At 61.7% G+C, this 22,532-nt stretch carries 23 protein-coding genes and 1 pseudogene; 3 read left to right on the top strand and 21 right to left on the bottom strand.

Annotated features, from left to right (window positions below; translation table 11 throughout):
* Positions 1-235: 235 nt before the first annotated feature.
* The 13 genes from ABIB95_RS44420 to ABIB95_RS44360 form a co-directional block, all read right to left on the bottom strand.
* A complete protein-coding gene (locus ABIB95_RS44420; protein ID WP_354116368.1) occupies positions 236-946 on the bottom strand; it encodes a YkgJ family cysteine cluster protein in 711 nt (236 codons plus the stop codon).
* A gap of 51 nt (positions 947-997) precedes the next feature.
* Positions 998-1,414 carry a hypothetical protein gene (locus ABIB95_RS44415; RefSeq protein ID WP_354116367.1) on the bottom strand — a complete coding sequence of 139 codons (417 nt, stop codon included), beginning with the start codon at positions 1,412-1,414 and terminating at the stop codon, positions 998-1,000.
* A gap of 67 nt (positions 1,415-1,481) precedes the next feature.
* Positions 1,482-2,738 (bottom strand): arsenic transporter, encoded by a 1,257-nt coding sequence (locus ABIB95_RS44410; RefSeq protein WP_354248831.1) that lies wholly within the window; start codon positions 2,736-2,738, stop codon positions 1,482-1,484.
* On the bottom strand, positions 2,738-4,012 hold the full coding sequence (locus ABIB95_RS44405; protein ID WP_354116365.1) for an MFS transporter: 1,275 nt from the start codon (positions 4,010-4,012) through the stop codon (positions 2,738-2,740). The genes ABIB95_RS44410 and ABIB95_RS44405 overlap by 1 nt, the downstream gene beginning before the upstream one ends.
* A 55-nt stretch (positions 4,013-4,067) precedes the next feature.
* Positions 4,068-4,523 (bottom strand): DMT family transporter, encoded by a 456-nt coding sequence (locus ABIB95_RS44400; protein ID WP_354116364.1) that lies wholly within the window; start codon positions 4,521-4,523, stop codon positions 4,068-4,070.
* Positions 4,524-4,571: 48 nt separating this feature from the next.
* Entirely contained in the window at positions 4,572-5,684 is a 1,113-nt protein-coding gene (locus tag ABIB95_RS44395; protein ID WP_354248830.1) for a metallophosphoesterase family protein, read from the bottom strand.
* Between the two features lie 66 nt (positions 5,685-5,750).
* Positions 5,751-6,386: a hypothetical protein gene (locus ABIB95_RS44390; RefSeq protein ID WP_354116362.1), complete on the bottom strand. Its 636-nt coding sequence runs from the start codon at positions 6,384-6,386 to the stop codon at positions 5,751-5,753.
* A 169-nt stretch (positions 6,387-6,555) separates the two neighbouring features.
* On the bottom strand, positions 6,556-7,899 hold the full coding sequence (locus ABIB95_RS44385) for a sigma-54-dependent transcriptional regulator (RefSeq protein WP_502917941.1): 1,344 nt from the start codon (positions 7,897-7,899) through the stop codon (positions 6,556-6,558).
* Between the two features lie 8 nt (positions 7,900-7,907).
* Positions 7,908-9,146, bottom strand: a complete 1,239-nt coding sequence (locus ABIB95_RS44380) for a sensor histidine kinase (protein ID WP_354116360.1) — start codon at positions 9,144-9,146, stop codon at positions 7,908-7,910.
* Between the two features lie 634 nt (positions 9,147-9,780).
* Positions 9,781-10,857, bottom strand: a complete 1,077-nt coding sequence (locus tag ABIB95_RS44375) for a relaxase/mobilization nuclease domain-containing protein (protein ID WP_354116359.1) — start codon at positions 10,855-10,857, stop codon at positions 9,781-9,783.
* Positions 10,854-11,372, bottom strand: a complete 519-nt coding sequence (locus ABIB95_RS44370; protein WP_354248829.1) for a MobC family plasmid mobilization relaxosome protein — start codon at positions 11,370-11,372, stop codon at positions 10,854-10,856. The genes ABIB95_RS44375 and ABIB95_RS44370 overlap by 4 nt, the downstream gene beginning before the upstream one ends.
* A 424-nt stretch (positions 11,373-11,796) precedes the next feature.
* Positions 11,797-12,777: a ParB/RepB/Spo0J family partition protein gene (locus ABIB95_RS44365; RefSeq protein WP_354248828.1), complete on the bottom strand. Its 981-nt coding sequence runs from the start codon at positions 12,775-12,777 to the stop codon at positions 11,797-11,799.
* Positions 12,767-13,528: a ParA family protein gene (locus ABIB95_RS44360; protein WP_354248827.1), complete on the bottom strand. Its 762-nt coding sequence runs from the start codon at positions 13,526-13,528 to the stop codon at positions 12,767-12,769. The genes ABIB95_RS44365 and ABIB95_RS44360 overlap by 11 nt, the downstream gene beginning before the upstream one ends.
* 756 nt (positions 13,529-14,284) lie before the next feature.
* Between ABIB95_RS44360 and ABIB95_RS44355 the strand changes: the two genes are divergently transcribed.
* Complete coding sequence (locus ABIB95_RS44355; RefSeq protein ID WP_502917942.1) at positions 14,285-14,440, top strand: WGR domain-containing protein; 156 nt, start codon at positions 14,285-14,287, stop codon at positions 14,438-14,440.
* Between the two features lie 105 nt (positions 14,441-14,545).
* A pseudogene (locus tag ABIB95_RS44350) lies at positions 14,546-14,836 on the top strand (HU family DNA-binding protein).
* A gap of 34 nt (positions 14,837-14,870) precedes the next feature.
* On the opposite strand, the gene ABIB95_RS44345 reads toward ABIB95_RS44350, so the two are convergent.
* From ABIB95_RS44345 to ABIB95_RS44335, 3 genes are all read right to left on the bottom strand, one after another.
* Positions 14,871-15,014 (bottom strand): hypothetical protein, encoded by a 144-nt coding sequence (locus ABIB95_RS44345; RefSeq protein WP_354116355.1) that lies wholly within the window; start codon positions 15,012-15,014, stop codon positions 14,871-14,873.
* A 61-nt stretch (positions 15,015-15,075) separates the two neighbouring features.
* Positions 15,076-15,387, bottom strand: a complete 312-nt coding sequence (locus ABIB95_RS44340; RefSeq protein ID WP_018273795.1) for a DUF736 domain-containing protein — start codon at positions 15,385-15,387, stop codon at positions 15,076-15,078.
* Between the two features lie 707 nt (positions 15,388-16,094).
* On the bottom strand, positions 16,095-16,262 hold the full coding sequence (locus ABIB95_RS44335; RefSeq protein WP_354248826.1) for a hypothetical protein: 168 nt from the start codon (positions 16,260-16,262) through the stop codon (positions 16,095-16,097).
* Between the two features lie 147 nt (positions 16,263-16,409).
* On the opposite strand from ABIB95_RS44335, the gene ABIB95_RS44330 reads away from it, so the two are divergent.
* Positions 16,410-16,610 (top strand): hypothetical protein, encoded by a 201-nt coding sequence (locus ABIB95_RS44330; protein WP_354248825.1) that lies wholly within the window; start codon positions 16,410-16,412, stop codon positions 16,608-16,610.
* A 141-nt stretch (positions 16,611-16,751) separates the two neighbouring features.
* On the opposite strand, the gene ABIB95_RS44325 is transcribed toward ABIB95_RS44330, so the two are convergent.
* The 5 genes from ABIB95_RS44325 to ABIB95_RS44305 all read right to left on the bottom strand — a co-directional run bounded on the left by ABIB95_RS44325 (position 16,752) and on the right by ABIB95_RS44305 (position 22,402).
* Positions 16,752-17,261 carry a hypothetical protein gene (locus tag ABIB95_RS44325; protein ID WP_354248824.1) on the bottom strand — a complete coding sequence of 170 codons (510 nt, stop codon included), beginning with the start codon at positions 17,259-17,261 and terminating at the stop codon, positions 16,752-16,754.
* Between the two features lie 4 nt (positions 17,262-17,265).
* Positions 17,266-18,498: a plasmid replication protein RepC gene (gene repC, locus ABIB95_RS44320; RefSeq protein WP_354248823.1), complete on the bottom strand. Its 1,233-nt coding sequence runs from the start codon at positions 18,496-18,498 to the stop codon at positions 17,266-17,268.
* A gap of 263 nt (positions 18,499-18,761) precedes the next feature.
* Positions 18,762-19,778 carry a plasmid partitioning protein RepB gene (gene repB / locus ABIB95_RS44315; RefSeq protein ID WP_354248822.1) on the bottom strand — a complete coding sequence of 339 codons (1,017 nt, stop codon included), beginning with the start codon at positions 19,776-19,778 and terminating at the stop codon, positions 18,762-18,764.
* Positions 19,778-20,980 (bottom strand): plasmid partitioning protein RepA, encoded by a 1,203-nt coding sequence (repA, locus tag ABIB95_RS44310; RefSeq protein ID WP_354248833.1) that lies wholly within the window; start codon positions 20,978-20,980, stop codon positions 19,778-19,780. Before repA ends, repB begins: the two co-directional genes overlap by 1 nt.
* 333 nt (positions 20,981-21,313) lie before the next feature.
* Positions 21,314-22,402, bottom strand: coding sequence for a hypothetical protein (locus ABIB95_RS44305; RefSeq protein ID WP_354121728.1), 1,089 nt, complete (start codon positions 22,400-22,402; stop codon positions 21,314-21,316).
* Positions 22,403-22,532 lie beyond the last annotated feature (130 nt).

Below are 22,532 nucleotides of genomic sequence, written 5' to 3'. Positions count from 1 at the left end.
GGTGCCTCGAGGCAAGTAATCCGCCGGACTTGGCGGCAATAGCGAGTACCAAAGTGGCGCCAGGGAGAGACTCATACGCAACCATCAATACGACGAACCGCTGTTTGCCCTTAGTAGGGCGGCGTGAGTGGTGGCACGCTGGCGGAGGTCCGCTACATCGCGAAACCTCGTGTCACGGGAGCGCTGTTTTGGGCGATCGAGCAATGATGTTCTGCCGCAGGCAGTCGATTAACGTCTAGTTTCGCGATGCCGCATCCAGAGAATCAAGCCAGTCCTCGATGGCACGGATGTGCCAAGCCACGGCTTCATCGATGGCGAGATCGGAGCCTTGACGCTTAGAGAAGCTCATGCCGTCGGTCGCGTCGATATCCACCCACATCGATGCCAGCGTCCCTGCCGGCAGCTCGTCGATTACCGCACGCCGGTCCGACCGTCGGTCCAGTTCTTCGGGATCGAGCTTTTCCAGCAGGTCGACCATTTTTCGATATAGCTTGCCGTATCGTTCGCTCATCTCGAAGAAAGGCGCGAGTTGCTGGTGATCGAGATAGTCCTGCACGGTTCCCGAAATGCCGTAGACGCCCTCGGTCTTAGGATGCGGCGTCAGGTGGCCGAACGTTTCCTCGCCATCTGGTGAAACCCATCGCGCCAGCGGATAGATACGGCAGGCCAGCGGTCGATCCGGATGAACACTGCAGCCGCGCTCGCCGAGGAAACCGCAATCGCCGTTTTCCTTCGGCCGTAGGACTGTGCCGCCGGCCTCCGTGTGATTTTCGATGAACTGCGTCGTCGATAGGCCGAGATACCTTGCAAGACGCAGGATTTCGTAGGGGCTGACGCGGATGGCCTTGTTGCGGCAGCAACGATTGCAGGCGTGACAGGCGTAGGAGAACGGACTGTCACGCTCCATGTCGAATTTGACGTGGGAGACCAGATCGCCGTAGGTCATGATATCGCCTCCTGAAGTGATGCGGGAATGGCGGACCCGCGCAAGACCTGATTATTGCTTGACCGGGGCAGCCCGGATCTTGTCGACGATCTCCTTGGTCAGGTCGGCGCAGGCGCGCATCGGCTCACCTTCCGCGCATTTTACGTCAACGGTCGTCGCACCTTCGCCGTCGATGTCGACCCTGATACGCCCGGCCTTTCCTTCGCGGCGGCTTTCCTTGCCTTCACCCTTGCCCTCTCCTTTTCCCTCAGCCTTTCCTTCGCCTTTACCCTCACCCTTTCCTTCACCCTTGGCTTCGACTTTTCCCTCACCCTTGCCTTCCATTTTCCCTTCGCCCTTTCCCTGCGCGTAGGCGTTGGATCGCATGCCAAGCGCGACGCCGAGCGCGGCGACGCCCGCGGCGAGCGTCAAGGTGGCGCGGCGAGACACGCCGGTAACATCAGGATTTGAGTTGTCGTCGTTGTTCATGATAGTCTCCTCTGGTTGATCGCTCCAAAATGAGCGCGAACGGATTGGTGGCGGGTGGCGCGGACGTTCATGACGACACCGCAGAGAGGGCAAGCAGCGCCAGCAGCAGCGCGGGCGGCATGACGACGAGGCCGAGCTTGAGGAATTGCCAAGCCCCGACATGCTCTCCCTCGCGGCGCAGCGCGATCAGCCACAGGATGGTGGCGAGCGAGCCGGTGACGGAGAGGTTTGGTCCGAGGTCGACCCCGATCAGGATCGCGCCGGTAACATGCGCCGGCACCTGCGCGGCCTGACTGACGGTCGCAGCAATCAGTCCCGCCGGAAGGTTGTTGACGAGGTTCGATGCGAAGGCGACGACGATCCCAGCGATCCAGGATGTAGTCTGCGGCGAAGCCATCGCAGCATCTTTCAGGACGCCAGCCAGCGACGGCAGTACGCCGGTCCGATTCAGCCCTTCGACCAAGATGAACAGCCCCGCCACCAGCGGGAGCACCGACCATGAAACGCCTTTCAGGATCGGCATAGGGGACTGCCGGCCGATCAGCAGCACGATGACGGTCACGGCGGCGCCGGCTACGAACGTTGGCAGTCCGAGATCACGGCCGAGTGCCGAAGCACCGAGCAGCACCACTGCGGTCATGGCGATCCCAGCTGCTGCGAGCTTGGCGCCCAGCGTAAACGGCGGCATCTTGTCGACGGCGGCGACGGCAGCATTCAGTCCGCGACGCTGCGTCAACCGCAGCGCGATATAGGTCGTGGCGATCGCGACCGCCGACGGCAACGCGAAGTAATGCAGCCACTCGGATAACGGCGGCATCTGCGTGCCGAACACGACCAAATTGGCCGGATTGGAAATCGGCAGCACGAAGCTCGCCGCGTTGGCGATGAAGGCGCAGATGAAGAGATACGGCAACGGCTCGATCTTTGCGGCGCGCGTCGCCGCGTAGACCGCCGGCGTCAGCACCACTGCCGTGGCGTCGTTGGACAGAAACACCGTGACGATGGTGCCGACGACGTATACGATCAGGAACAGCCGCTTCACCGAGCCGTTCGACGATCGCACGGCTTGCGCCGCCGACCAGTCGAACAGGCCTTCCTTGCGGGCCACCTCAGCCAGCAGCATCATTCCGATCAGGAAGAAGTAGACATCGGTGCCCTTGGCCGCAGCCGCCAGCGCATCCGGCCAAGGCAGCAGATTGAGCAGCACCAGCAGCACCGCACCCGCCACCGCCCAGATGAACTCCGGAAGATTCCAGGGTCGCGCGATCACGCCGAACGTCGCCAATCCGGCGATGCCCCAGGTCGCTGCGTTGACACCGACCATCAGCGTGCTCCCGCGGCAAGCGCGCCAGCTAGTGCCGGCGCGGATGTATCATGCGGCCGTGCACAGGCAGGCCGTAGCAGCGATGCGAAGCCAAGCCACAACGCGATCGACGCCAGCGCAAAGCTACCGAGGGTAACGAACATCGCGCTATAGCCGATCTCCTGGGCGATCCATCCGCCAATCGCCGGACTGAGCGAGGCGCCGAGACCCTGCACGGTCATGACGGCACCATGCCCGACGTTGACACGCCCGGTGCCATTGAGGATGCGCGCGACAAGGCCAGGCACGGCCACGCTTTGAAGTCCCGCCCCGATCCCATCGAGGATCTGCACCGGATAGACACCCCACTTGTTCATGACATGGGCGGCGAGGACGCCACGGATCGGCAACGCGATGAACGAGACCAGCAACACCAGCCAGTAGCCGTCCTTCTCGGCGAGCCGTATCGCAATTAGGGAAGCAAGGATCATCGTGCTCTGGGCTACGACGATCGTGATCGCGACAAATCCGGCGGGGTCGCCTTGCTTGTTCGCAACGACGGCCAACCCGTACAGCGGCAGCATCGCGCCGTTGCCTAGGTGGAAACAGGCCAGCGCAGCGGCGAGAATCAGCAGCGACTTGCACTCCAGCAGCACGGTAATGCCGCCGACCTTCGCGTTTTGGCCGCCGCTGGTATCGAGGCCGCGCGCCTCGTCGTCGTCAATGGCTTCGCTGGGTATCATGAGCACGGAAGCGATGGAGAGAGCGCCGAAGACGGCCGCCAGCCAGAACACGGCGGTGAAGCCGAATTGCCAGCCGAGCAGACCTGACAGACCGGCCCCCACCATGTTGCCTGCATGGTTGAGCGCCTGATTGTGTCCGTTCTGGCGGTTGAAGCCGGCCTGACGAACCATGCCGAGCGTGATGCCTGACACAGCAGGCCCAATTGCAGCACCCGCGACGGCCGTCGCGACTTGCGATGTCGCCACCAGCCAGAAACTCTGCGACAATAGGATGATCCCGGATGCGACCACCGTGCAGATGCCGGGTATGATGACATAGAGCTTCTTGTGCCTGGTCGAATCGACCAGAGCACCGGCAGGCGTTGTCATCACCATCCCCGCCACGCCGCCAACGGTCATCACGGTTCCGATCAGGCCGCTCTGCCAGCCATGCGCCAACAGGAAGACACCCAGGAACGGGCCGATGCCCGCCTGCATATCGGCCATAAAGAAGTTCAGTGAGAGCAGCGGCCAGATGGCTTTCGCTCCTGGTTTATTCAGCGCTTTGGTCACGTTGCACTCCGCTCAGTCGTCAGGTCGGCAGCCCGGTTGCCGGCGGACCAACCTCCTAGAACTTGGAGATCAGGGTGATGCCGGCGACCATGAGCGCTGCACCGGCGACACGGCCGGCATTGAGTTCATGAATCTGCATGCCGAACATTCCGAACCGGTCGATCGCAAGCGACATCAGGATGTTCGCTGTGATGGTCAGGCCGGCGAATGCGCCGGCACCTACTTCGCCGACGAACAGCAAGCCGGCGACGACCGCGAAGGCGCCGATGACGCCGCCGAGCGGCGCCCACCAAGGCATCGCTGCCAGGCCTTCCGCCGTCGGCAGCGGATGAGGAAGGCACATGATCAGACAGGCCAGCAGCGCAACAATCGGCAGGAATGAGACGAGGCTCGCAAGCCAGGGATTTTCCAGCGACACCCGCAGCGTGTGGTTCATCGGCGGACCCCACGCCTGCAAGGCGCCTGCGACGAGGATGATGGGATAGAGCCAGCCCTCACTGATGTTCTGCATCTTGCAAATCCCTTCGCTCAAATCGGCACCGATGGATGATCGGAGCGCTCACCATTTCCTTCCGTTCCGGTTGGGACCGAGCTGGGTTCCGAGCAGATGCCGTTCCGGCCACGCGCCGATGCTGCCCTCATCGCTGCCGGTCGGTTTGCGCGCTGCCACCACGTACGGCGCCACATCGATGGTGTCGGTGTCCCGATTGCGCTGCTGATCGATCACCCGCAAGATCAGCCGGAATGGTTTTTCCGGAGCCTTGAATTCGGCGCCGAAAAGCCCGCCATCGCCGCCATACATCGGTTGCCACGCCTGATCGTTGATCCTGAATTCGGCAAGTGCGATCGGGACGGCGCCCCAGGCCGAGGCTCTGATCTCGCAGCAGGCATTTCCCTCAGCCGAGTGCGGCGCGATCGCGAGCCGCCGGTCCGCGGGCGATGTGATCATCACAAACGGCCACGACGACTGCAGCGGCTTGAAGCGCCAGCTCACCGCGCCGCGATCGATAGCCGCGAATGCAAAGCCGACGTCGCCTTCCTCGATCTGCCCCGTCGAGCGCGTCGCGGCATAGATGGTCCGTCCGTCGTTGCTGATCTCGTTGTAATGAGTGTGACCCATGCTGACCAATGCAACGGGGCTGTCATCGAGCATCGCCGCCAGTTCGGAGGCCTCCTCGCCGAGGTCGGCGGGATAGGCGTGCATGAACACAGCCGCCGCTTTGCCGTCCCGCTGCGCGGCTTCGAGCAGGCCGCGCAACCAAACCAGGCGCACGGCGCCGAGCCGAAAATCGGGACCACCGCTGCCGCGCGACACCACGTCAAGAAAGACAGAGCGGCAACCGGATATCTCGACCGCATAGGGCAGCTTTCGGACATGAAGGCCGGCATAGAAATTGTCGAGCGATCTTGGCTTGAAGTCGTGGTCGCCCGGAATCGCATGCCACGGCGGGATCAGGCGCGACAGTTCGTCGTGGACGAGGCCGAATTGCTCCGGCGTGCCATCGTCGGCGCTGTCGCCGGGCAGATAGACGAAATCGATTTTTCCCGCGGTATTTCCGTTCACCTCGTCGACGATGCGGCGCAAATCGGCATGGCTCTGCAAACCCGGATCGGTGACGTGCAGGTCTCCGATTTGAAGGAAGCGAAGAGGCTTTTCGGTTTTGTCCAACATTGTTTTGGGTCCCGTTGGCAAACGCCGTAAGGCGGCGACGATCGCGTCGCCTTACGGCAACCGTCATCAAGCGTGGGCGTTTTTGGGTCCGTGCTTCTTGCCGTCGTGCTTCGGCTCCTTGCGATCCGGGCCATGCTTCGGCGTCTTCGGGCCGACGGCCTTCATAGTGTCGGCTGAGGCGCCGATCTCGCGGGCTTCGACAACCGTTCCAAACGAGGTCGTTGCGCCTTCGCCGGCTGCGGAAATCCTTGCGCCTTTGGCCAACAGATCGGAAAATCGCTCGGCCTCATGCGGCGGCAGCCTGACGATGCGACCGTCCTCCAGTACCGCGCCGCGGGTCTCGCCCTTCGGTCCGTGAATCGGTCGCTTGACGATACCTTGCGCGCTCATCGGGCCGTGCTTGGCCTTCTCGAAGGCTTCGCCGTCGTCGCGCGCTTCCGGACCTTCGTCGAGAATGCGGCCCTTCGGCGTATCGATCGCGACGGCGGCGACCATCTGCACGCCACGCGGGCGAACTCCCCGCACCTTGACCTGGCTGCCGGGACGGACGTCGCGCAGCAGCCGCGCCGACAGATGCGGCGGCACATGGACCTCCTCGCCGTCGGTCAGCAAAAACCCGTCGGCCTCGCCGTGCTTGTTGACGAGAAACTGGTCTACGGTGCCGGTGATTTCAGGCAGATGGTCGGGATCGATCCAATGCATTGCGAAGCTCCTTGCGTTCGACTGTCAGAGTGTCCTGACGATCTTTTCGCAAGGCGCGTGCCAAGAGCTAAGCAACTGATTTATAATCAATTATCGAATTTACGGAGATCAGATCCGTCGTCTTTCGCGACGCTTGCCGTCACAAAACCGGACGATGCTGCGAGCCGGATCAATCCGGGTTCTTGCGTTGGCCCAGCCCGTATTTTTCAGCCTTGGCGTGCAGGAGTTGTCGGTGGATACCGAGACGCCGCGCCGCCTCGGCGCGGTTGCCTTTCGATTCCACGAGCGCGTCGGCAATCAACCGGCGCTCGAGCCGCTCCAGCGCAGACGGAAGGTTGCCGTCGTCGCTATCCTCGTCGGCATTGGGCGCGGGCGAAGTCACCAGGAAGCCGAGATCGGGCGCCTCAATCATGTTGCTGCGGCACATCACGGCGACGCGTTCCATCGCATTCCTGAGTTCGCGCACATTGCCCGGCCAAGTATGACCGGCAAGCCGCCGAGCGGCGTCGGCGGACAATTGCTTTGTCGGCGATGACGCCATCGCCAGAAAATGTTCGGCGAGCGGCAGGACGTCCGCGGTCCGTTCGCGCAGCGGCTGCAATTCGATCGGCACCACGTTGAGACGATAGAACAGATCCTCCCGGAAGCGGCCCTGCTTTACCCACTGCTGTAGATCGCGATGGGTGGCCGCGACGATCCGCACGTCAATCTTCTGCGGTTTGCCGCCGACCGGCGTCACCACGCGCTCCTGGAGGGCGCGCAGGATCTTGGCCTGCATCGCCAGATCCATGTCGCCGATCTCGTCGAGAAAAAGCGTACCGCTATTGGCCTCACGAAAGGCGCCCTTGCGCTCGAGGATGGCGCCGGTGAACGCACCTTTGACGTGTCCAAAGAGTTCGCTCTCCAGCAAATCCGGCGGTATCGCCGCGCAATTGAGCGCCATGAACGGACCGCAACTGCGCGCGCCGACGCGGTGAATGGTCCGTGCAACGACTTCCTTGCCGGTGCCGGTTTCGCCAGTGATAAGCACCGTGGCGTCGCTGTCGGCGACCAGGCCGATGGTTTTCTGCACCTCGCGCATGCCGGGGCTTGAGCCGATCAACGTTTCCGACGAGCCGTCCGCGTCGGGCAAGTCTCGGGGCGGAGATTTCGGAGCTCGCGATCTGATCATTCGCGGCAGCAACGACGCCAGATCTTCGCGGCCGATGGGCTTGGTCAGATGGTCGAAGGCGCCGAGCCGCATCGCTTCGATGGTATTCGCCGCCGTTGCGTAGGCGGTGATGATGGCAACCGGAATGTTGGCTCCATCTGCGGCTGCACGCAGCCGGGTCAGGACCTCAAGACCGTCCATGTCCGGCATCCGCAGGTCGAGCAGTACGGCATCGGGCTTGTTTGTTGCCGCGGCGGCCAGCGCTTCGCGTCCGGAAGCCGCAACGAGAGCTTCATATCCGAGATCGCGGACGGCCTCGGAAAGTCCGTCGCGCAGGTTCTTCTCGTCGTCGACGATCAGCACGGTGGCGTTCATTGATGCGGTCCGACCGGAATGTTCAGGATGAACGTCGTGCCATCGCTGCGGTGTTGAACCTGCGCGCTCCCGCCGTGGGCTTCCGCGACCTCCCGGACGATCGCCAAACCCAGTCCCGTTCCGTCCGGACGGCCGGTTGCGAAGGGTTCGAACAAATGCGCCCGGATCGCTTCCGGAACGCCGTCGCCGGCATCCGCGACCGACAGTCGGAGCCGACCGGCCTCGATCGACGCCCTCAGTACGATCGGCGTTCCATCACGCGAATTCTGAATGGCGTTGAGGATCAGATTGTCCAGCGCGCCGCCGACCGCCGCCGTATCGAATTCGACCGAGGCAAAGTTGTCCGGAACGTCCACTGAAATCGGCCGTCGTCCAGCCTGTTCGCGAAACAGGGAGGCGTGGCCTGCAAGGAATTCGCGCATATCAGCGATCGGTTCGCGCTTGATTTCGGAGCGCTGCACCGACCGAAGCAGGTTTTTCAACAATTGATCCATCCGCCCCACCTGCTCGACCACCACCTGCAGGGCACCCGCCGATCTGGTCGGATCCGCCCCATTGGCAAGGGCGTTCTCGGCCTTTAACCGCATCGCGGCGATCGGGTTCCGGATTTCGTGCGCGACACCGGCGGCGACGCGCCCAAGCGCCGCCAGGCGCTCGCTTTCCGCAATACGCTGCTGCAAAATCTCGGTCCGGCGGCGGGATTCCAGCGCCTTGGCCCCCGCGCCGTTGATGGCCTTCACAATGCGGTCGAGGTCGCGCTGCCCCGTCAATTGCAGCACCGGCAAATCTTCTGCGCCGGTCGCGAGCGCCGATTCCACGGTCCGCAGCCGCTGCGACCAGCGCCAGAGAACCCGCGCCAACAATACGGCCGACGCCAGAAGGACGATCAGCAGAAATGCCAAGCCGGTAGTTGCGAGAAGAAAGGGCCGGCCGCCAACCGTGACGACACGAGTCATGGTCCAGGCGGCCATGCCGGCATCGCCGTCAGCAAGCGGGCAAGCCTGGATCAGCAGAATCTGTGAGCGCGCATCACGTTTCCATTCGACCGGACGGCGGCCGATGATGGCAGTTTCGACGACCTGACGAATGGTTGGTTCTTCGGCCAGTGGGAGGTCGGTCTTCTGACCGCTGCCCTCATAGCTCGGAAACGCATAGGCGAGCGAACCCGTGGAAGCTTTCCAGATGCCGCCCTCCACCCCTGCAAACGGTTCGAGGGCCCGTGTGACGGAAGACAAGTAGTCCGGTTGAGCAGCCGCGTTGCCTCCGCTGGATGGGGGCCCGCGGATCTCGCGAAGAACCGCCTCGCAGGCTCGCCCTAGATTTGCCGCGGCTCGCTCGGTTCGTTGGCTCGTTGTCTCTTTGTAAAGCGCGATAAGCATCGCGCCTACGACCAAGGCGGCAACGAGAAACAGTCCCCAGCAGGCGGCGAACCAGGCAACGATCGAGCGCGGCAGAGGTGAGCTCCAAGGAAGAGAAGGCTTCTTATTAGCACCCGGCGGGATTGAGGGGAAATTCCCGCTGGGGGCGCGCAATGAGCTACCATTGCCCACCTCATCGAAACCAGATCCACGCCTCATCGCCTTGGTCTGCGCATCGAGCGCTGACGAGCATGCTGCCTCACTTGGGTTGCACCCTCCTCGAAAAAGGCGCGCCAGCCAGCTCGCAAGCGTAGCCTGTTTGAAAGAAATGGGCTCGGTAGTGGTGTTGCGGTCGGACCGAGCGCAGGTAGCCTCGCGCGAGGCTACTGCGAAGCTGGATGCAGCCCTGACTTTGGCCGCCGTGGAACAGCAACTCAGATATATTCCAGACGTCTCGATCGCACCGTGAAATCCGGCCTAGCTCGAAGAACATGTGAACTTCCGGGTCGACCTATCTGTTCCGCTCGTCGCCTCGTGGTTCCTCGCGCCGATTGGTATCGACGTCCTGCTCCGCGCCGCGGCGCCGGCTGTTGGCAAGCTCAGAAAGCTCGTTCTTCAGTGCACGCCGACGAGTTTCAACAGGAGGCATGTCGTTGACGAATTGCCGAACTTGGCGAGCCAACTCGTGATCTGCTGCCACTCCAGAGCGCTGCAGCTCGGCTGCATAATCGAGATATCGCCTTCGGATCGCATCCTGACGTGACTTGGTTTGGTCGTCCCAGGGATGTTTGGCCGCCTTGCCGTCCCTCACCTCCGAAAGCACCTGCTCGCGGGCAAGCCGATCGACATCGGGGATTATCTTTCGCTTGCGTAAAGCGAGGACCGCCCCGCGATCGGCCTTTCGGACGCGTCCGCGGGTTCGCCGCGGCGTTGCCTCCGCGGCGATCCCTCGAAGCCGGAGTTCGCCAGCGAACCGTTCCCGCCACGCCTGAAGATCCGCCTTGCGGGGGTTAAGGCGCTTGCCGTCCTGGCCCAGCGACCGAACGGTCAAGTGCACGTGGGGATGCTTGTCGTCGAGGTGCTGTACGAAGACATAGTCGTGATTGTCCCCGAACGTCTCGATGGCAAATGCCCGGGCTGCATCTTTGACCGCAATGGCGTCGGTACCAGCCGGCATCGACAGAATGATGTTGATCGAAAGCGATCCATCGCGGCGGCGCTTGTCGTCGAGACCCGCATCGTCCTCCCAGCGTTGCTGCAGATCTTTCAATCCAGAACGACCCGCCAAGGTCGCGCCCTGCTCTGTTTCTGCATCGAGCTCGCCATTTCGGGTGATGTACGCCAGGTGCGACTTGAGATGCGCCGCGTCCTTGGTACGACCGGTAATCTTGACCATCACCTCTGGTGTTCGACGCACGATGCGTTCGAGCTTTGCGCGCATCGCCGGCGTAAGGCGGCCAGGAGCGGCAGGATCGGGGACATCCCACTCGGCCCGCCGTGGGCGCCGATTGGGCGTTTCCCAGACATACGAGATCGGCGGAAGCTCGGCGGCCAGGTCGGTTGGCCGCGGCGAGGAGCGCCGACTCATCGCCGCCCATCCCAATAATCTGCGTTGTCGTGCAGTGCGTGACGTAGTTGGGCGAGCTCTCTTTCGATGACCAATTTGGCTTCTTGAATTGCGGACAGATCGGGCTCAACCGCCCTGCCCTGCAGCACACTGGTGTTTGCCGCCCGCGCGATCTGGTTGATGTTGCCGCCGATCCGGTTGAGCTCGCGAACGATCGCACGGAGCGCCTCATGCTCGTTCGGGGAATGCTGCACGGGCGACGACAATCGTGAGCGCACCAGCGCAACAATCCAGCCTGTGCGGGTCATGCCGCGCTGATGTGAAACTTCCGCGAGTTGCCGCATCTCGCTCTCGCGAAATCGCACTGTCACCTTCTCCGGCCGTCCGACCGGCAACGCCAAGATGCGCGGCGCTGGTGCAGCCAGTGCATCAGCAATGAGACGCCGCAACAGCGCGGATTTGCCGCCTTGAGTCGCTGCAAGAGCTGAGAACTCCGCCGCGACTTCGTCGGAGACACGAAGCGAGATCAGAGCCATGCACTCCGATCCCAATCGCGATGTAATACATCGCTGGCGCGAAGCCTATCCTGCACTAGAAAGCACGAATCCTTCCACCCCCTCCATGTTGGTTCAAACCAACGCGCGCGGCATTCAAAGCGCGGGAGTTGCTGCCGGTGAGATCCAACGCGGCCGACGATCGATGCGGAGAATTCCTCATGGAATGACGCAGCCGTCCTCCGCGATACTTCTACTCCATGAACTCCGCGCGTCGAGATCGGCAACATTGGCACCGAGCATGTGGACCGCGGCTTTCCAGCAGCCTCCGGCCTCTCTACAGCGCTGTGGGGGGCGCGTTCGGCCTCCGGCTGCTGCGCTGACGCGCCATCTTTCGGATGGGAAATCCGCTCCGCCGGCGCACCAACTGCAGCATTGTTTCTGCGGAGACTCTTTAAGACCAGCTTCATGCGAAAAGGATCTCTTCGATTGTGATGGTCGATGCTGGAACCTCTTCCGCTTCGTCTGCGCCATCCATCAGCAGCACGGCATGACGTGAGCCTTGAGAGGCTGGTCGATTGACCAGAAGACAGCCCGTGCGATCTTGGTGACGCACTCTGATCGTCGGTGACGGACTCATTCTCTCGTTTCGATGGACCGAAGAGTTCGAGCGCTTTTCCGCGCTCGGTGTTACTGGATCCGTCTCTGTCGATCGCAATGCCACCCGCGGTGCAATTGGACTTCGTTCCGGTTGAGCTGCAGGGGCACCTTCGCCATCAGCATCAGAACCGAGGCCTTCAGTCCGAATTTTGCGAGCCAGCTGACGTGCGTGTGCATCGGTAAAGCTCTCTTGCGCTGCGCATAAGGTCTCGATGGCGTTGGGCTTCTCACGCCACGCCTGGTAGAGTTCATACACAGCACGGATTGACGAGCCAGCAAGCTTCGACCGGAGGAACTCCGGCATACTCTGGACGGACGCGTAGCGAGATACCCAGTCCCTGGGCTTACCGAGCTTGCGCGCGATGCCAGCTTGGTTGTCGCCCTGCTCCAAGCGGTCCGCGATGAACGCCGCAATTTCGGGGGCATTGAGGTCGTCGCGCTGGATATTCTCGATCATCTGAACATAACGATCCGCAGAACCAACGGCATGAATGAAAGCCGGGATGTCACGGAGTCCGGCGCGCTTGGCGGCGCGATACCGTCTCGCACCCATGACGATCACGTACCGGCCTTCTTCGGTCGCCTGTCGCAGCACGATCGGTTGCAGCACGCCATGCTGAAGGACCGATTCCGCAAGCTCCTCGAGCTTCTGTTCGTCGAAGCTACGACGGGGCTGATCCGGGTCTTCGTCAATACGGTCGATGGAGATGGAAATCGGCTGCCCGGTTGCGGCAGGACCATCCACCGCCGCATCGATGAGTTGCTTAAAGCTGAGGTCAAGCGCCATGTGCTGTCTCATCCATCTGCGCAACGATCTTGGCGAGAACATCGCGGATTTCCCGACCAGCCTCCTGCGCGGAGCGGCGCTTCAACTTCCAGACCGGCAGGCGTTCCGCGACGGCCTCAGCGTAGCCGTCCCTCGCAACGATCTGGCCCGGGAACACATATTTGCCGGCCTCGCGCAAGAGTTGCTCAAGATGCGTCCTTTGACGGGGCGATTTCGTGTTGAAGTTCGAGGGCAGCAACCCGAGGAACTTCGTATCCTGGCGGCCATAGCGCCTCTGCACGCCGATCACGGTCTGCATCAGACCTTTGACGCCCTTGATCGAATAGTCCTCCAGATAGATGGGGGCCAGCACATGCGACGCCGCAACCAAACAGCCGACACTGCGCAGTCCAAGTGATGGCGGCGTATCGATGACGCAGGCATCGAATTGATCCGACGCGATGGCGAGGTTTTCTTGCAGAGTCGTTATGGCGGCCGCATTGCTGCGATCGAGATCAGTCAGAGAGCTATCGGCCGGCGCGAGCGTCAGGCCCTCGTCTTCCCGAGGCACGATCCGTATCCCCGGCTTGAACAAATCCGCAGCCAACGTTGAACCGGCATACTGCCTTAACGTATCCGACGCATTGCTCTGCGCATCAACGTCGATCACGAGTACGCGGAGGTGCGCTTCCGCCATGAACCAAGCCAAATGCACAGCAAGGGTCGTCTTGCCGACCCCGCCCTTTTGATTGTTGATGACAATGGTCTTCATCTTGAGGCCCGAAATGGGTCTAACGGCGCGGGAGTCATGTCCTTGTCCTCATGTCGTGGGGAATGTTGGTTTGAACCAACAGACGATTGCGAATCCGACCACCGGAACGATCCCGAAATTCGTCCCGTGAATCCCCTGCCAGAAGAGTCAGGTCAGCCCATAGCGATCGATGGAACAAATTCCGGGAAGCGAGACTGGAAATCGGGCTGGTTGCTGGACCACTGCTGTCGACACGGTCGCGAGAGGATCGTCACGCGAAGCGCGGAGACCGCTTGCGGGCTGCGGGAGCGCCGCAGCGCGGCGCGAGTAGAGCCGTCCCCCGAAGGGGCTCGCCCAAGCCTTCACTGCTGCAAGAGTGACCTACCGGACACGAATGCGTCTATGCGACGGCTATCTGATCGATGAGTAAGGCATTCTACCGAGCAAGAGTCGTGTCGCCGGCTCAAGCTCGCCCACGACTGGCTGTTGCGATAGCGACTGCCGCAGTCGCAAGCTAGGCATTGCGCCGCGCGCGTCGTGACAGCGAAGTCACCGTTGAGGAAAGATTTAGTCCAGCAGGGATGGAGTCAATTTCCGACGCAATTGACCTATCGATAGAATGAATCGATCTGCCCGGTCGATTCATAAAACTCATTGGACGGGGTTTGCGATGGAAGCAAAACCGCAACCAGAACGCTTCATCTGCGCCGCATGAATGCCCGGCTCAATATGCGGCGGTTTTAAGCGTTGTCTACGCTGCCAACCTTATTCGGGGAAGTGTCGCTGATCCGCCGCCGGGGCCGGATCGGCACGAATTGCAAGACCATGGTGCAGACTTTTGATGGCAGTGCAGAGGCAGTCGAAGCATTCGAACGGCTGGAGCGCGCCAAGCGGAGGCGTGGCTATGCTGCAGCGGACGGAAAACTGTCATAGTCTGGCAAGTTTCGGGGATTGCGGCTCTACTTGTGATGCCGGCGCTATCTGTTCCACGGCCTTAATGTCAGACGAGCAAAATCGAAACGAGACGGAGCTCGTCCCATGGCGACTGCCAATGAGATCGGCCGAAAAGATTGCAGCCGAGAACGACCTGACAAAAGCTCAGGCGAAGTCCATCGTCGATAGCGTGTTCAAGGCCATCGCTGATGCGGCCGTGAGCGGAGCCGAGACGAGCCTCCCGGGTTCGGCAAGTTCAAGGTCGGGGATAGCCCCGCGCGTGAGGGCCGCAATCCGACGACCGGCGCAACGATTACGATCGCAGCTTCGAAAAAGCTGACGTTTGCGCCTGCCAAAGCCATCAAGGATCTACTGAACGGAGAAGCGGCACCCTAACGAGGGTGCATCGTAAGACGTAAGACGAGGGGGCTTATGCCCCCTCCTCGGCCGCGAGCGCTTCGTCCCTTTGGCGGATGAGTTCGGCGAGTTCAAGCTCGAGCGCCTTGCGCTCCGCCGGCGTGAATACGCATTCGCGGAGCTCGGCGCGCAGTTCTTCGATAGTGTCGATGGTCATGATCGCATCTCCAGTCGAAGGGAGCAGGCCCCGCCTTGCGGCGGAGCCCACTGGCGGAGCCTCAGTCCCGGTTCGGCCGGGACCAGATCAGCTGGAGACCTTCCGCACCTTCGACCTCGGTCAGGGTGGCGTAGATCGGAGCGGGGAAGCTCGGATCGTCCAGCTTGACGGAGAGGTAGTCCCGCTCGGTGTCCTTGGCGGTCTTCTGCCAGGCCGCACCCAACTCGACGTTGCCAGAGTAGATGCGGAAGTGCGGTCCCTTGTCGGAAGGATTCTCGACGCGGATCAGCTTGGCCTTGACGTTGAGGTTGAGCGTCTTGATTGCGCCGGAAAAGCCGTTGCCCGTGGAGGTGAAGGTGCCGATGGTAGCCATTGTCTCATTTCCTTGTTTTCTCGGGCCGCGCCTATCGCGACCTCGATGGCGGTCGTGAGACCGGAGGCGATCGACCTGCACCCGAAGGGCCGAAATGAAATGGAGGGCGGCCGGCGGCGACTTTCTTGGAGCGCGAGGAATGGTGCGCAGCGCCAGGGGAAGAAAGTCGAGGACGGACGTTGCAGGGACAAGATCGAGAGCCCGCGAAGCGGGATCAACCTTCGGTCAGACCAGCCTGTATCGAGGACGCAGATGGGTGCGCCCGTCGCGAAAACACATGGAATGAAGACAGGCGGCCCTGGTCGGTTCATTCGCATCTCAAGGCAACGGGCGTCGCAGCGAGACGTAGTTCACCTTAAGCAGGCCACCTAAGCGCCGGGTCATCACCCGCAATGGAAACCGTCGCTGTCAGCAACGTCGGCGCACCTGTCGAACTTGCCATCGCAAAATCGATAACGAGGCTGGCGCCGTACTCGCCATGTAGATGCAACCCCGCCCTCCGCATCCATGCGACCGACCGCCCTGCGAGGCGTGAAACAGATGCTAGCGTCGCTGGACATGCCTGCCTTCGAATCCGGGACGATCCGCCGGCACGCGCGTTGGAACGAAGCTGAGCGTTAGGATTGCAACGCCACAGCGTTGGAGAGGGTTGTGAGCACAATCGGCCTCTGCAGCAATCCGGCTGCCGGGCTCGATTTCAACGAACGTTATTTGGCCGGCGGTCGCAGCGGGCTTTCCGCCCACTTCCGGGCAGCGGGATCGCGCAGCGGATCGTCCTCGCAGACCAGGCAGACGTAGCGCGGCCGGCCGGGCACGGCCGTCATCGGCTTACCGCACTTCGGGCATAGCTTCCGGCTGAGGTAGAGCGGAGTCATGGTTTTTGCCTGCCGGGACCAGCTTAGTTCCGTGTGCGCCGCGAGCACAAGTAATCGACGAAAATTGTCCGCATGCACCAGACCGCTTGACGCGGAGCGCGTCTCACACTGAAATCCGATTTTCAGTGATGTTGCGAGGGTGGCGTCGTGGAAGAATTTTACAGGGGCTTCGCGCAGCGGGCCCGCGATCTGGCGGAGAACGCGGATCCGTTCACCAAGCGGCGGCTACTCGACCTAGCCCAGCTATACGATCTCAAGAGCAGACCGGGAGCCCCGGGCGGTCGGACCCTCCCGCCGGCGCGCGCGACGCCACCGACGGCGCTGTTTTCCGGCTCCGGCGAAACTTAAGACTAGTCCGAGCGCGGCCCGGTCGTCGGTTTTCTATGTGTTCATCGACCGATCCGGGTGTCGGCCGCCCGCGGTCGCGGTGCTCGCGTTAGTACAAGCTAAGCCCTACTGCACTGAACCGCGCACGCGCGCCGCGAAGGGTCATCGCCTGCGCCGCGCGATCTCGTCAGCGACCATGCCCTCCGCCCGCACCAGCCGCTCATGCAGGGTCTCGAACATATCGAGGATCTCTTCATTGGGTTCATTTTTGCCCTGTTCGATGGCTTCGGCGACAAGTTCATCGAGTGGCGTCTCCCTCAATTGGCCTTTCTCCAGAAACTCATCGAACAAATGATCGCTGATTGGTTGCGGTTGGATGCGACCGTCGGAGTTGCACCAGACGGTGAATGTCTGTTGTTCCAAAACGGCGTGCTCGACCACCTCCGCATCCAACGGAATCAGCGTCCCCCAAGCCTCGCCCGCCTCGTCCGCGAACCCCGCCACGTGCATCCGTTGCTCCGCGGCGCCTTCATCACGAGGCTGAACGGCGTGAGGATGATTGGAGGGTGTGACGATCTCTCCGAACGGCTTTGCGTCGACCCGGCGCAGCAGCCGGGTCAGCGCGGGTAGTTCGATCACACGAAAAAGGCAACGTTTGGGACGGCGCCTCATCGCCTCACGCCCGCTGCTTGTCTCGCCGGCGAGAATTGATCTGCGCCATCAGGATCGGGCCAAGCGAAAATTCGCCGACCTCGGCTTTTCGCGTCAAACCGCGCAGATATCCGCCGGCGGAATTGATCGCCGTCCCGCGCTGCAGGATACACGCAACGACGATGGCTGCGGGCACCTCGCCCATAACCTTTTGAGCCTCCTCCCACGCGCTCGGACTGATCCCCAGCATCGATCGCACAACGGCCGCTGTGGCCAGGAAATCGCGCCAGTTCGACACGCCACCCTTCGCATAATCGACGATGTCGGGGCACGCACTCAGGACCATTCCTAACGGATACGCCCCTTCCTCGACTCGCGAGGGTTGAGGTTTGGGCTCAGCTCCCGCCGCCCTGCCTTCTCGAAGGACAGGTTCAAGATCAATAATGGCTTCTGGATTTGAATTCTGTATGTGGCGCTCAGAATGGGACTCATTGGCGCTCGAATTCTTGGATTTGATGTGTGCTTCCAGAAGATTGAGTACGTCGTCGGCAAGCTGAGACAGCTCATCGGCGATCGGCTCGAGCTCCTGGCGCGTGGCCGTGCGCGGAATCTGATCGACGATCGCGCGGAAGGCGGCATGGACAACCTGCCAATCGGCAGGCCCCTGCCCTCGCCTTCGCGTCGGGACGGCTTCCTCGATGCCAGTTGCAATCATCTTCGCTATGTCGCGCCGGCACAGCGTGATGCGCTCTCGTACGAGCTTGAGTGCGCGGGCCTCGGCTTCGATATCGGCCGCCAGGCTCTCGAACTCCTCCGAGCGCACGACTAGCGGCGACAGATCGAAGCCGAAGGCGAGCTCGATTTCGCCGGCATTGTCCTTCCGCGCATAGCGCTTGCCATTCGGACTGTCGCGCCGAACGATCAGGCCCGCGTCGACCAGCACAGCAAGGTGACGACGAAGCGTCGATGCCGGCATGCCGTGCGCCCGCCGGGTGAGTTGATGGTTTGACGGAAAAACAATCAGATCATCCTCCCCCGTGAGCGCCGTCTCAGGATGGAAGGTCAGCAGCGCGTTTAACACCGACAGCGCGCGCTCCGACACGCCAAGGCGCGGCCGCGCCGTGCAGATGGCGTGGAAGATCTTCCACTTGTGCACGATCTTTTCGGGAGGACGTTCCGTTGCGACCATCTGGCTTGTCACATGGGCAAGCGTCAGCGATCGCCGCCCAAAGGGCGTCGTTGGGGAGTGTGACTGCATGTCTTTGCCTCATGCGGGCAAAGAAAATCTGCTCGCCGAAACGGCGCCGTTGCTAAAGACGCTTGACTGCGATTCGCGAAAGTGATTCTCTGTCAGTCGCCAAACGTGACGAGAGAAGGCTTTCGGACGGAGACATTCCGGGGGCCTTTTTTCTTTTCCGCTATGCTCCTACGGTTAGAGGACGGAAACGCGGGTACGCATCGCGCTGCCCGACCATGAGAGGTCCGGTCGGCGCCATATCCAAAGCGGCGGCACGCGTGATGTCATTCATCGGTGCGCCCCTCGCGAAAAGATCGGTAGAGTTCCGGCAACCGCGAAATCACAAAGTCTCCAAACGCAGGCGCGGCCTTTTCGTCGAGCGCTAGCGTGACGCGACCTTCGCGACGTTCAATCTTCACAATCTTCTTGCCGTCGTCATCGGCCCAAGTTGTCGGCCGTGGAGCTTTTGGCTTGCGGGGCGCGAGCGCGGCGAACGCTATCGCGAACCGTTCATCGGAAGTGGCGCGCACAAAACGATCGCTAGCAATGCTGTCAGCCAATGCCTTTTGATCGTGGCGACCTACAATCCGCTCTGCGAGCTCCATCCAGCGCCGGCGGCCGGTCTTCGGCGCTGGCCCGATCGCATCGACTAGGCTCCGTGGAAGGGTCCGCGCGACAGTGATGAGGCGGGAAAGCTCCGTCTTGTCGACGCTCAGCGCCGCCATGATGATCTCACGTTTGAATCCACGATCCTCGAGAGCGGTGGCATATGTTGCCCGCTCAATGAAGGAGAGATCCTCCCGCTCACCATTCTCCTTGCCTTGTGCTACCACCAGGTCTTCGTCGCTGAGGTCACGAACCACGGCCCGCGCGGGGCGGCCAAGTTCGGCGAGCGCACGGACGCGACGATGGCCGTAGGCAATCTGAAACCGACCTGGGCTGGTCGGATGCGGGCGAAGGAGGATCGGAACCAGTTGCCCATTGGCGCGTATCGATTCGACGAGAGCGGAGTGCTTCTCGTCGACGCTCGTCATGCGATCCGGAACTATCGAGGCATCAATCAAATCTGGGGCGATTTCAACGACGGTTTGACCGGCGGTGAGTCGTTCGGTCAAGGCCTTGGCGGCATCGCGCTCCGCGGACAACATCTCGAGCGAACGGCTCATGGCACCGACTGCCCCGCGCGACCCGTGTGTTGGTTGGGATGGTCTCCAATTGTCGCTAGGCTCACCTGACGGCTGTTCGTTGACCGCGGTCAACTTGTCGTCCATGAGGTCAGCAAGCAGGTTTTTTCGACCCATTAGGCCCTCCCCCATGCAGCCTGGATAAGGCTTTGGATTTCGCCGTTGACGCTATCCAGCGATTCCATCGCGCGGTCGTAGGTAGCGCGTGTGAACTGATCGCGGCTGACCTCATAGAGCGTTTGCTTCGTGATGCCGGCGTCCGAGATCGCCGTACTTTTGAGCATCATATTGGTGACCATGCGGTCGCCAAACAGCGAGCGCATGAAGCCGACCATTTGGGCCTGCGGTCCATCGCCGGGCTCATAGCGCGTGACGAGATAGCGCATCCAATCGTAATTCATGTTGCCGCCCGCCTTGGCGACGACGGCAAGGAGGTCGGATGTCATGATTAGGAATTGGCACATCGACATGACATCGAGCATTTGCGGATGCACCGGAATCAGAATTGCGGTTGCTGCACAGAGCGCGGAGAGCGTGAGAAATCCAAGTTGAGGCGGACAATCGATCACGACGACGTCGTAACGGTCCTGGACCGTGGCGAGGGCACGCGCAACGCGGGCGAAGAAAAGCGGGTCACCCGACTGGCGCCCAGCTAAAGCTTTCGGGGTTTCATGTTCGAATTCCATCAGTTCGATATTGCCGGGAACAATGTCGAGCCCCAAAAAGTAAGTCTGCCGAATGATCTCATTCAGCTCGCGACGCGCGTCGTCATAGCGGATGGCGCCGTAGAGAGTTCCGTTCTCTTCGACGTCAAACTCTGGCTGATAGCCGTGCAGCGCGGAGAGCGAGGCCTGCGGATCGAGATCGATTGCGAGCACTCGATAGCCCTGCAGTGTGAGATGTTGAGCGAGATGCGCGGCGGTGGTGGTCTTACCCGATCCTCCCTTAAAATTAACGACGCCAATGACTTGCAACTGTTCGCCCGCGACGCGATGCGGTCGGTATCGGCGCACGCCCTTGCCGGATTCGTCGAGATAAGCACGAAGGCTTTGGATGTCCTCGAATGTGTACGATCTTCGACCCGATGGACTGGTGTCCGGCTGAGGGCCCCTACCCTCCAGCGACAATTGGCGGAGGTAACCGTCATTGATACCGACGAGTTTAGCGACTTCGCCAGATGTGAACCGGCGAAGATGCTTGCGTGCTTTTGGCGGGAACAGCTTCGTTCGGTGGGCGTGAAGTTTCGCGGATAGTTCCCGCGCGTCTGCCGCGATCGTATCGTGGATCGCCTGGGGTGCGGCAGATGGGATTGACGCCATCGCTTGTTGGTCGTTCAGGGCCACGGCTTTCTCGCGTAGTTACGAATTTCGGATGCAGGGCATGCGCAAAGCGTGGCTACTACGCCCGATTCTGAGCGGTCGCGCAACAATTAAAGGGTAAACGAATCCTTAACCGGTCACTTCAGGTTGCCACATGCGAATGGAAAAGTTGACCGCGGTCAACTTGGGAGATTCGACGTGCCCGCCCCCTCATCCGTTTGCTCTGGCCAACTCGCGCGCGAGACCGGCCAAAGTTGACCGCGGTCAACTTTCTTGAATTGGGCCGAATCGGCCTTCATGAAGTCTACCTAAGATCGTCCATGGACGGCGCCATCAAAAGCCGTAGCTTCGATCCGCCCAGCGCAGCAGCACGCGAGCGTCGGGATCGGGCAGGCGAATGCGCTGCGCCTTCAGGCCTTGCGCAATCGCCATGCCGATGTCGGAATCAACCCAATGGCCGTGGGTCATCAGGAAGAACCAGCCGAAGGACAGGCCGACCTCACTGTCCAAGGCCTCAATCCGATCCATCAGGAGATGCACCGAAACATCCGATGACATGAGCAGCCGCTCCTTCGGGGGCTTCAGCGGCCGGGGGATGAAACCGACTTCGCGCTCGCCCCTGTGGCTATAATCTCGAACATCGAGCGCCCAATGCTCAAAGACGCGATGGGCGCGGGCGCTCGATCCCTCCCAGTCTTGAATGAAGCGCACCTCGCGCGGCACGTACTCGAACCAGTCGGGAACCGCATCGAGGAATGGCGTTTCGCGCGTTCCCTGAGGCCCGACTTCACGGATCACGCGCCGCTCGATCTCGGGCCGCTTGGCCTCCCGCTTCTCGCGCTCGACACGACTGCAGCGATCGAGGAAACTGCGGATATGGACGAATGCGCCGCCGGCGCGGTCGAGCAGGCGGTAGACTGGACCGGCGAGCCGCTCCGTCTCGGGCAGGGACTGGCTGGGCCAACTGGGATCGAGCAGATCCTCTTCGCCCCAAGGTCGATAGTCCGGATTAACGATCGGACCAGCGCGCCACTCGATTTCTCGTCCAAGTGCGATCTGGATATAATCGGCGGCCCCGGATCCGGTCGGGGCGAAGACGAAGGCGCGGGTCCCGCGCCACTCGGTGATCTGCAGATCAGTGTCTCTCAGGCGCGTCCAGAGCGCCTTGATATCCCCGCAATCTTTGACGAGTTCGGCCGTCATCCACTGCCGCAGCTCCCCGACTCGGGTGCAGTCGGGTCGAATGACCGATCGGGTGTCGCGCCAGTAATCATCGTCGACGTGGGCTAGGCTGAAATCGAAACTCGGAAAGGCCGCGGCGAGTGCGGGCATGAGATCCGCGTCGGCCGAGGCGGGATCTAGCCCTGCCAGAACGGCCTCGATTGAGGCCGCATCGGGAATGCGAAGAGGGGTGGCGCTCATAGAACGTTAACCATAATAATTTAGGCCTCCGCCGACTTCTTATGAACTTCTCCATCAGATTTGGCGAGAATCCTCGGCCTTCACGAGATGCATCCGGAATGTTGTATAAGGATACACGATACGCGCTGGA

Origin of the sequence: Bradyrhizobium sp. LA2.1, assembly GCF_040547725.1 — a bacterium.
Classification (GTDB): Bacteria; Pseudomonadota; Alphaproteobacteria; order Rhizobiales; family Xanthobacteraceae; genus Bradyrhizobium; species Bradyrhizobium barranii.
The sequence above is the reverse complement of the archived record's forward strand: the minus strand, read 5'-3'. Positions and strand labels throughout refer to the sequence as shown.

Coding starts and splice junctions, on each gene's coding strand:
- ABIB95_RS44420 (WP_354116368.1), bottom strand. CDS start 946: ATGACCTACGGCGATCTGGTCTCCCACGTCAAATTCGACATGGAGCGT.
- ABIB95_RS44415 (WP_354116367.1), bottom strand. CDS start 1,414: ATGAACAACGACGACAACTCAAATCCTGATGTTACCGGCGTGTCTCGC.
- ABIB95_RS44410 (WP_354248831.1), bottom strand. CDS start 2,738: ATGGTCGGTGTCAACGCAGCGACCTGGGGCATCGCCGGATTGGCGACG.
- ABIB95_RS44400 (WP_354116364.1), bottom strand. CDS start 4,523: ATGCAGAACATCAGTGAGGGCTGGCTCTATCCCATCATCCTCGTCGCA.
- ABIB95_RS44395 (WP_354248830.1), bottom strand. CDS start 5,684: ATGTTGGACAAAACCGAAAAGCCTCTTCGCTTCCTTCAAATCGGAGAC.
- ABIB95_RS44390 (WP_354116362.1), bottom strand. CDS start 6,386: ATGCATTGGATCGATCCCGACCATCTGCCTGAAATCACCGGCACCGTA.
- ABIB95_RS44375 (WP_354116359.1), bottom strand. CDS start 10,857: ATGAGTCGGCGCTCCTCGCCGCGGCCAACCGACCTGGCCGCCGAGCTT.
- ABIB95_RS44370 (WP_354248829.1), bottom strand. CDS start 11,372: ATGGCTCTGATCTCGCTTCGTGTCTCCGACGAAGTCGCGGCGGAGTTC.
- ABIB95_RS44365 (WP_354248828.1), bottom strand. CDS start 12,777: ATGGCGCTTGACCTCAGCTTTAAGCAACTCATCGATGCGGCGGTGGAT.
- ABIB95_RS44360 (WP_354248827.1), bottom strand. CDS start 13,528: ATGAAGACCATTGTCATCAACAATCAAAAGGGCGGGGTCGGCAAGACG.
- ABIB95_RS44345 (WP_354116355.1), bottom strand. CDS start 15,014: ATGACCATCGACACTATCGAAGAACTGCGCGCCGAGCTCCGCGAATGC.
- ABIB95_RS44340 (WP_018273795.1), bottom strand. CDS start 15,387: ATGGCTACCATCGGCACCTTCACCTCCACGGGCAACGGCTTTTCCGGC.
- ABIB95_RS44335 (WP_354248826.1), bottom strand. CDS start 16,262: ATGACTCCGCTCTACCTCAGCCGGAAGCTATGCCCGAAGTGCGGTAAG.
- ABIB95_RS44325 (WP_354248824.1), bottom strand. CDS start 17,261: ATGAGGCGCCGTCCCAAACGTTGCCTTTTTCGTGTGATCGAACTACCC.
- repC (WP_354248823.1), bottom strand. CDS start 18,498: ATGCAGTCACACTCCCCAACGACGCCCTTTGGGCGGCGATCGCTGACG.
- repB (WP_354248822.1), bottom strand. CDS start 19,778: ATGGGTCGAAAAAACCTGCTTGCTGACCTCATGGACGACAAGTTGACC.
- repA (WP_354248833.1), bottom strand. CDS start 20,980: ATGGCGTCAATCCCATCTGCCGCACCCCAGGCGATCCACGATACGATC.
- ABIB95_RS44305 (WP_354121728.1), bottom strand. CDS start 22,402: ATGAGCGCCACCCCTCTTCGCATTCCCGATGCGGCCTCAATCGAGGCC.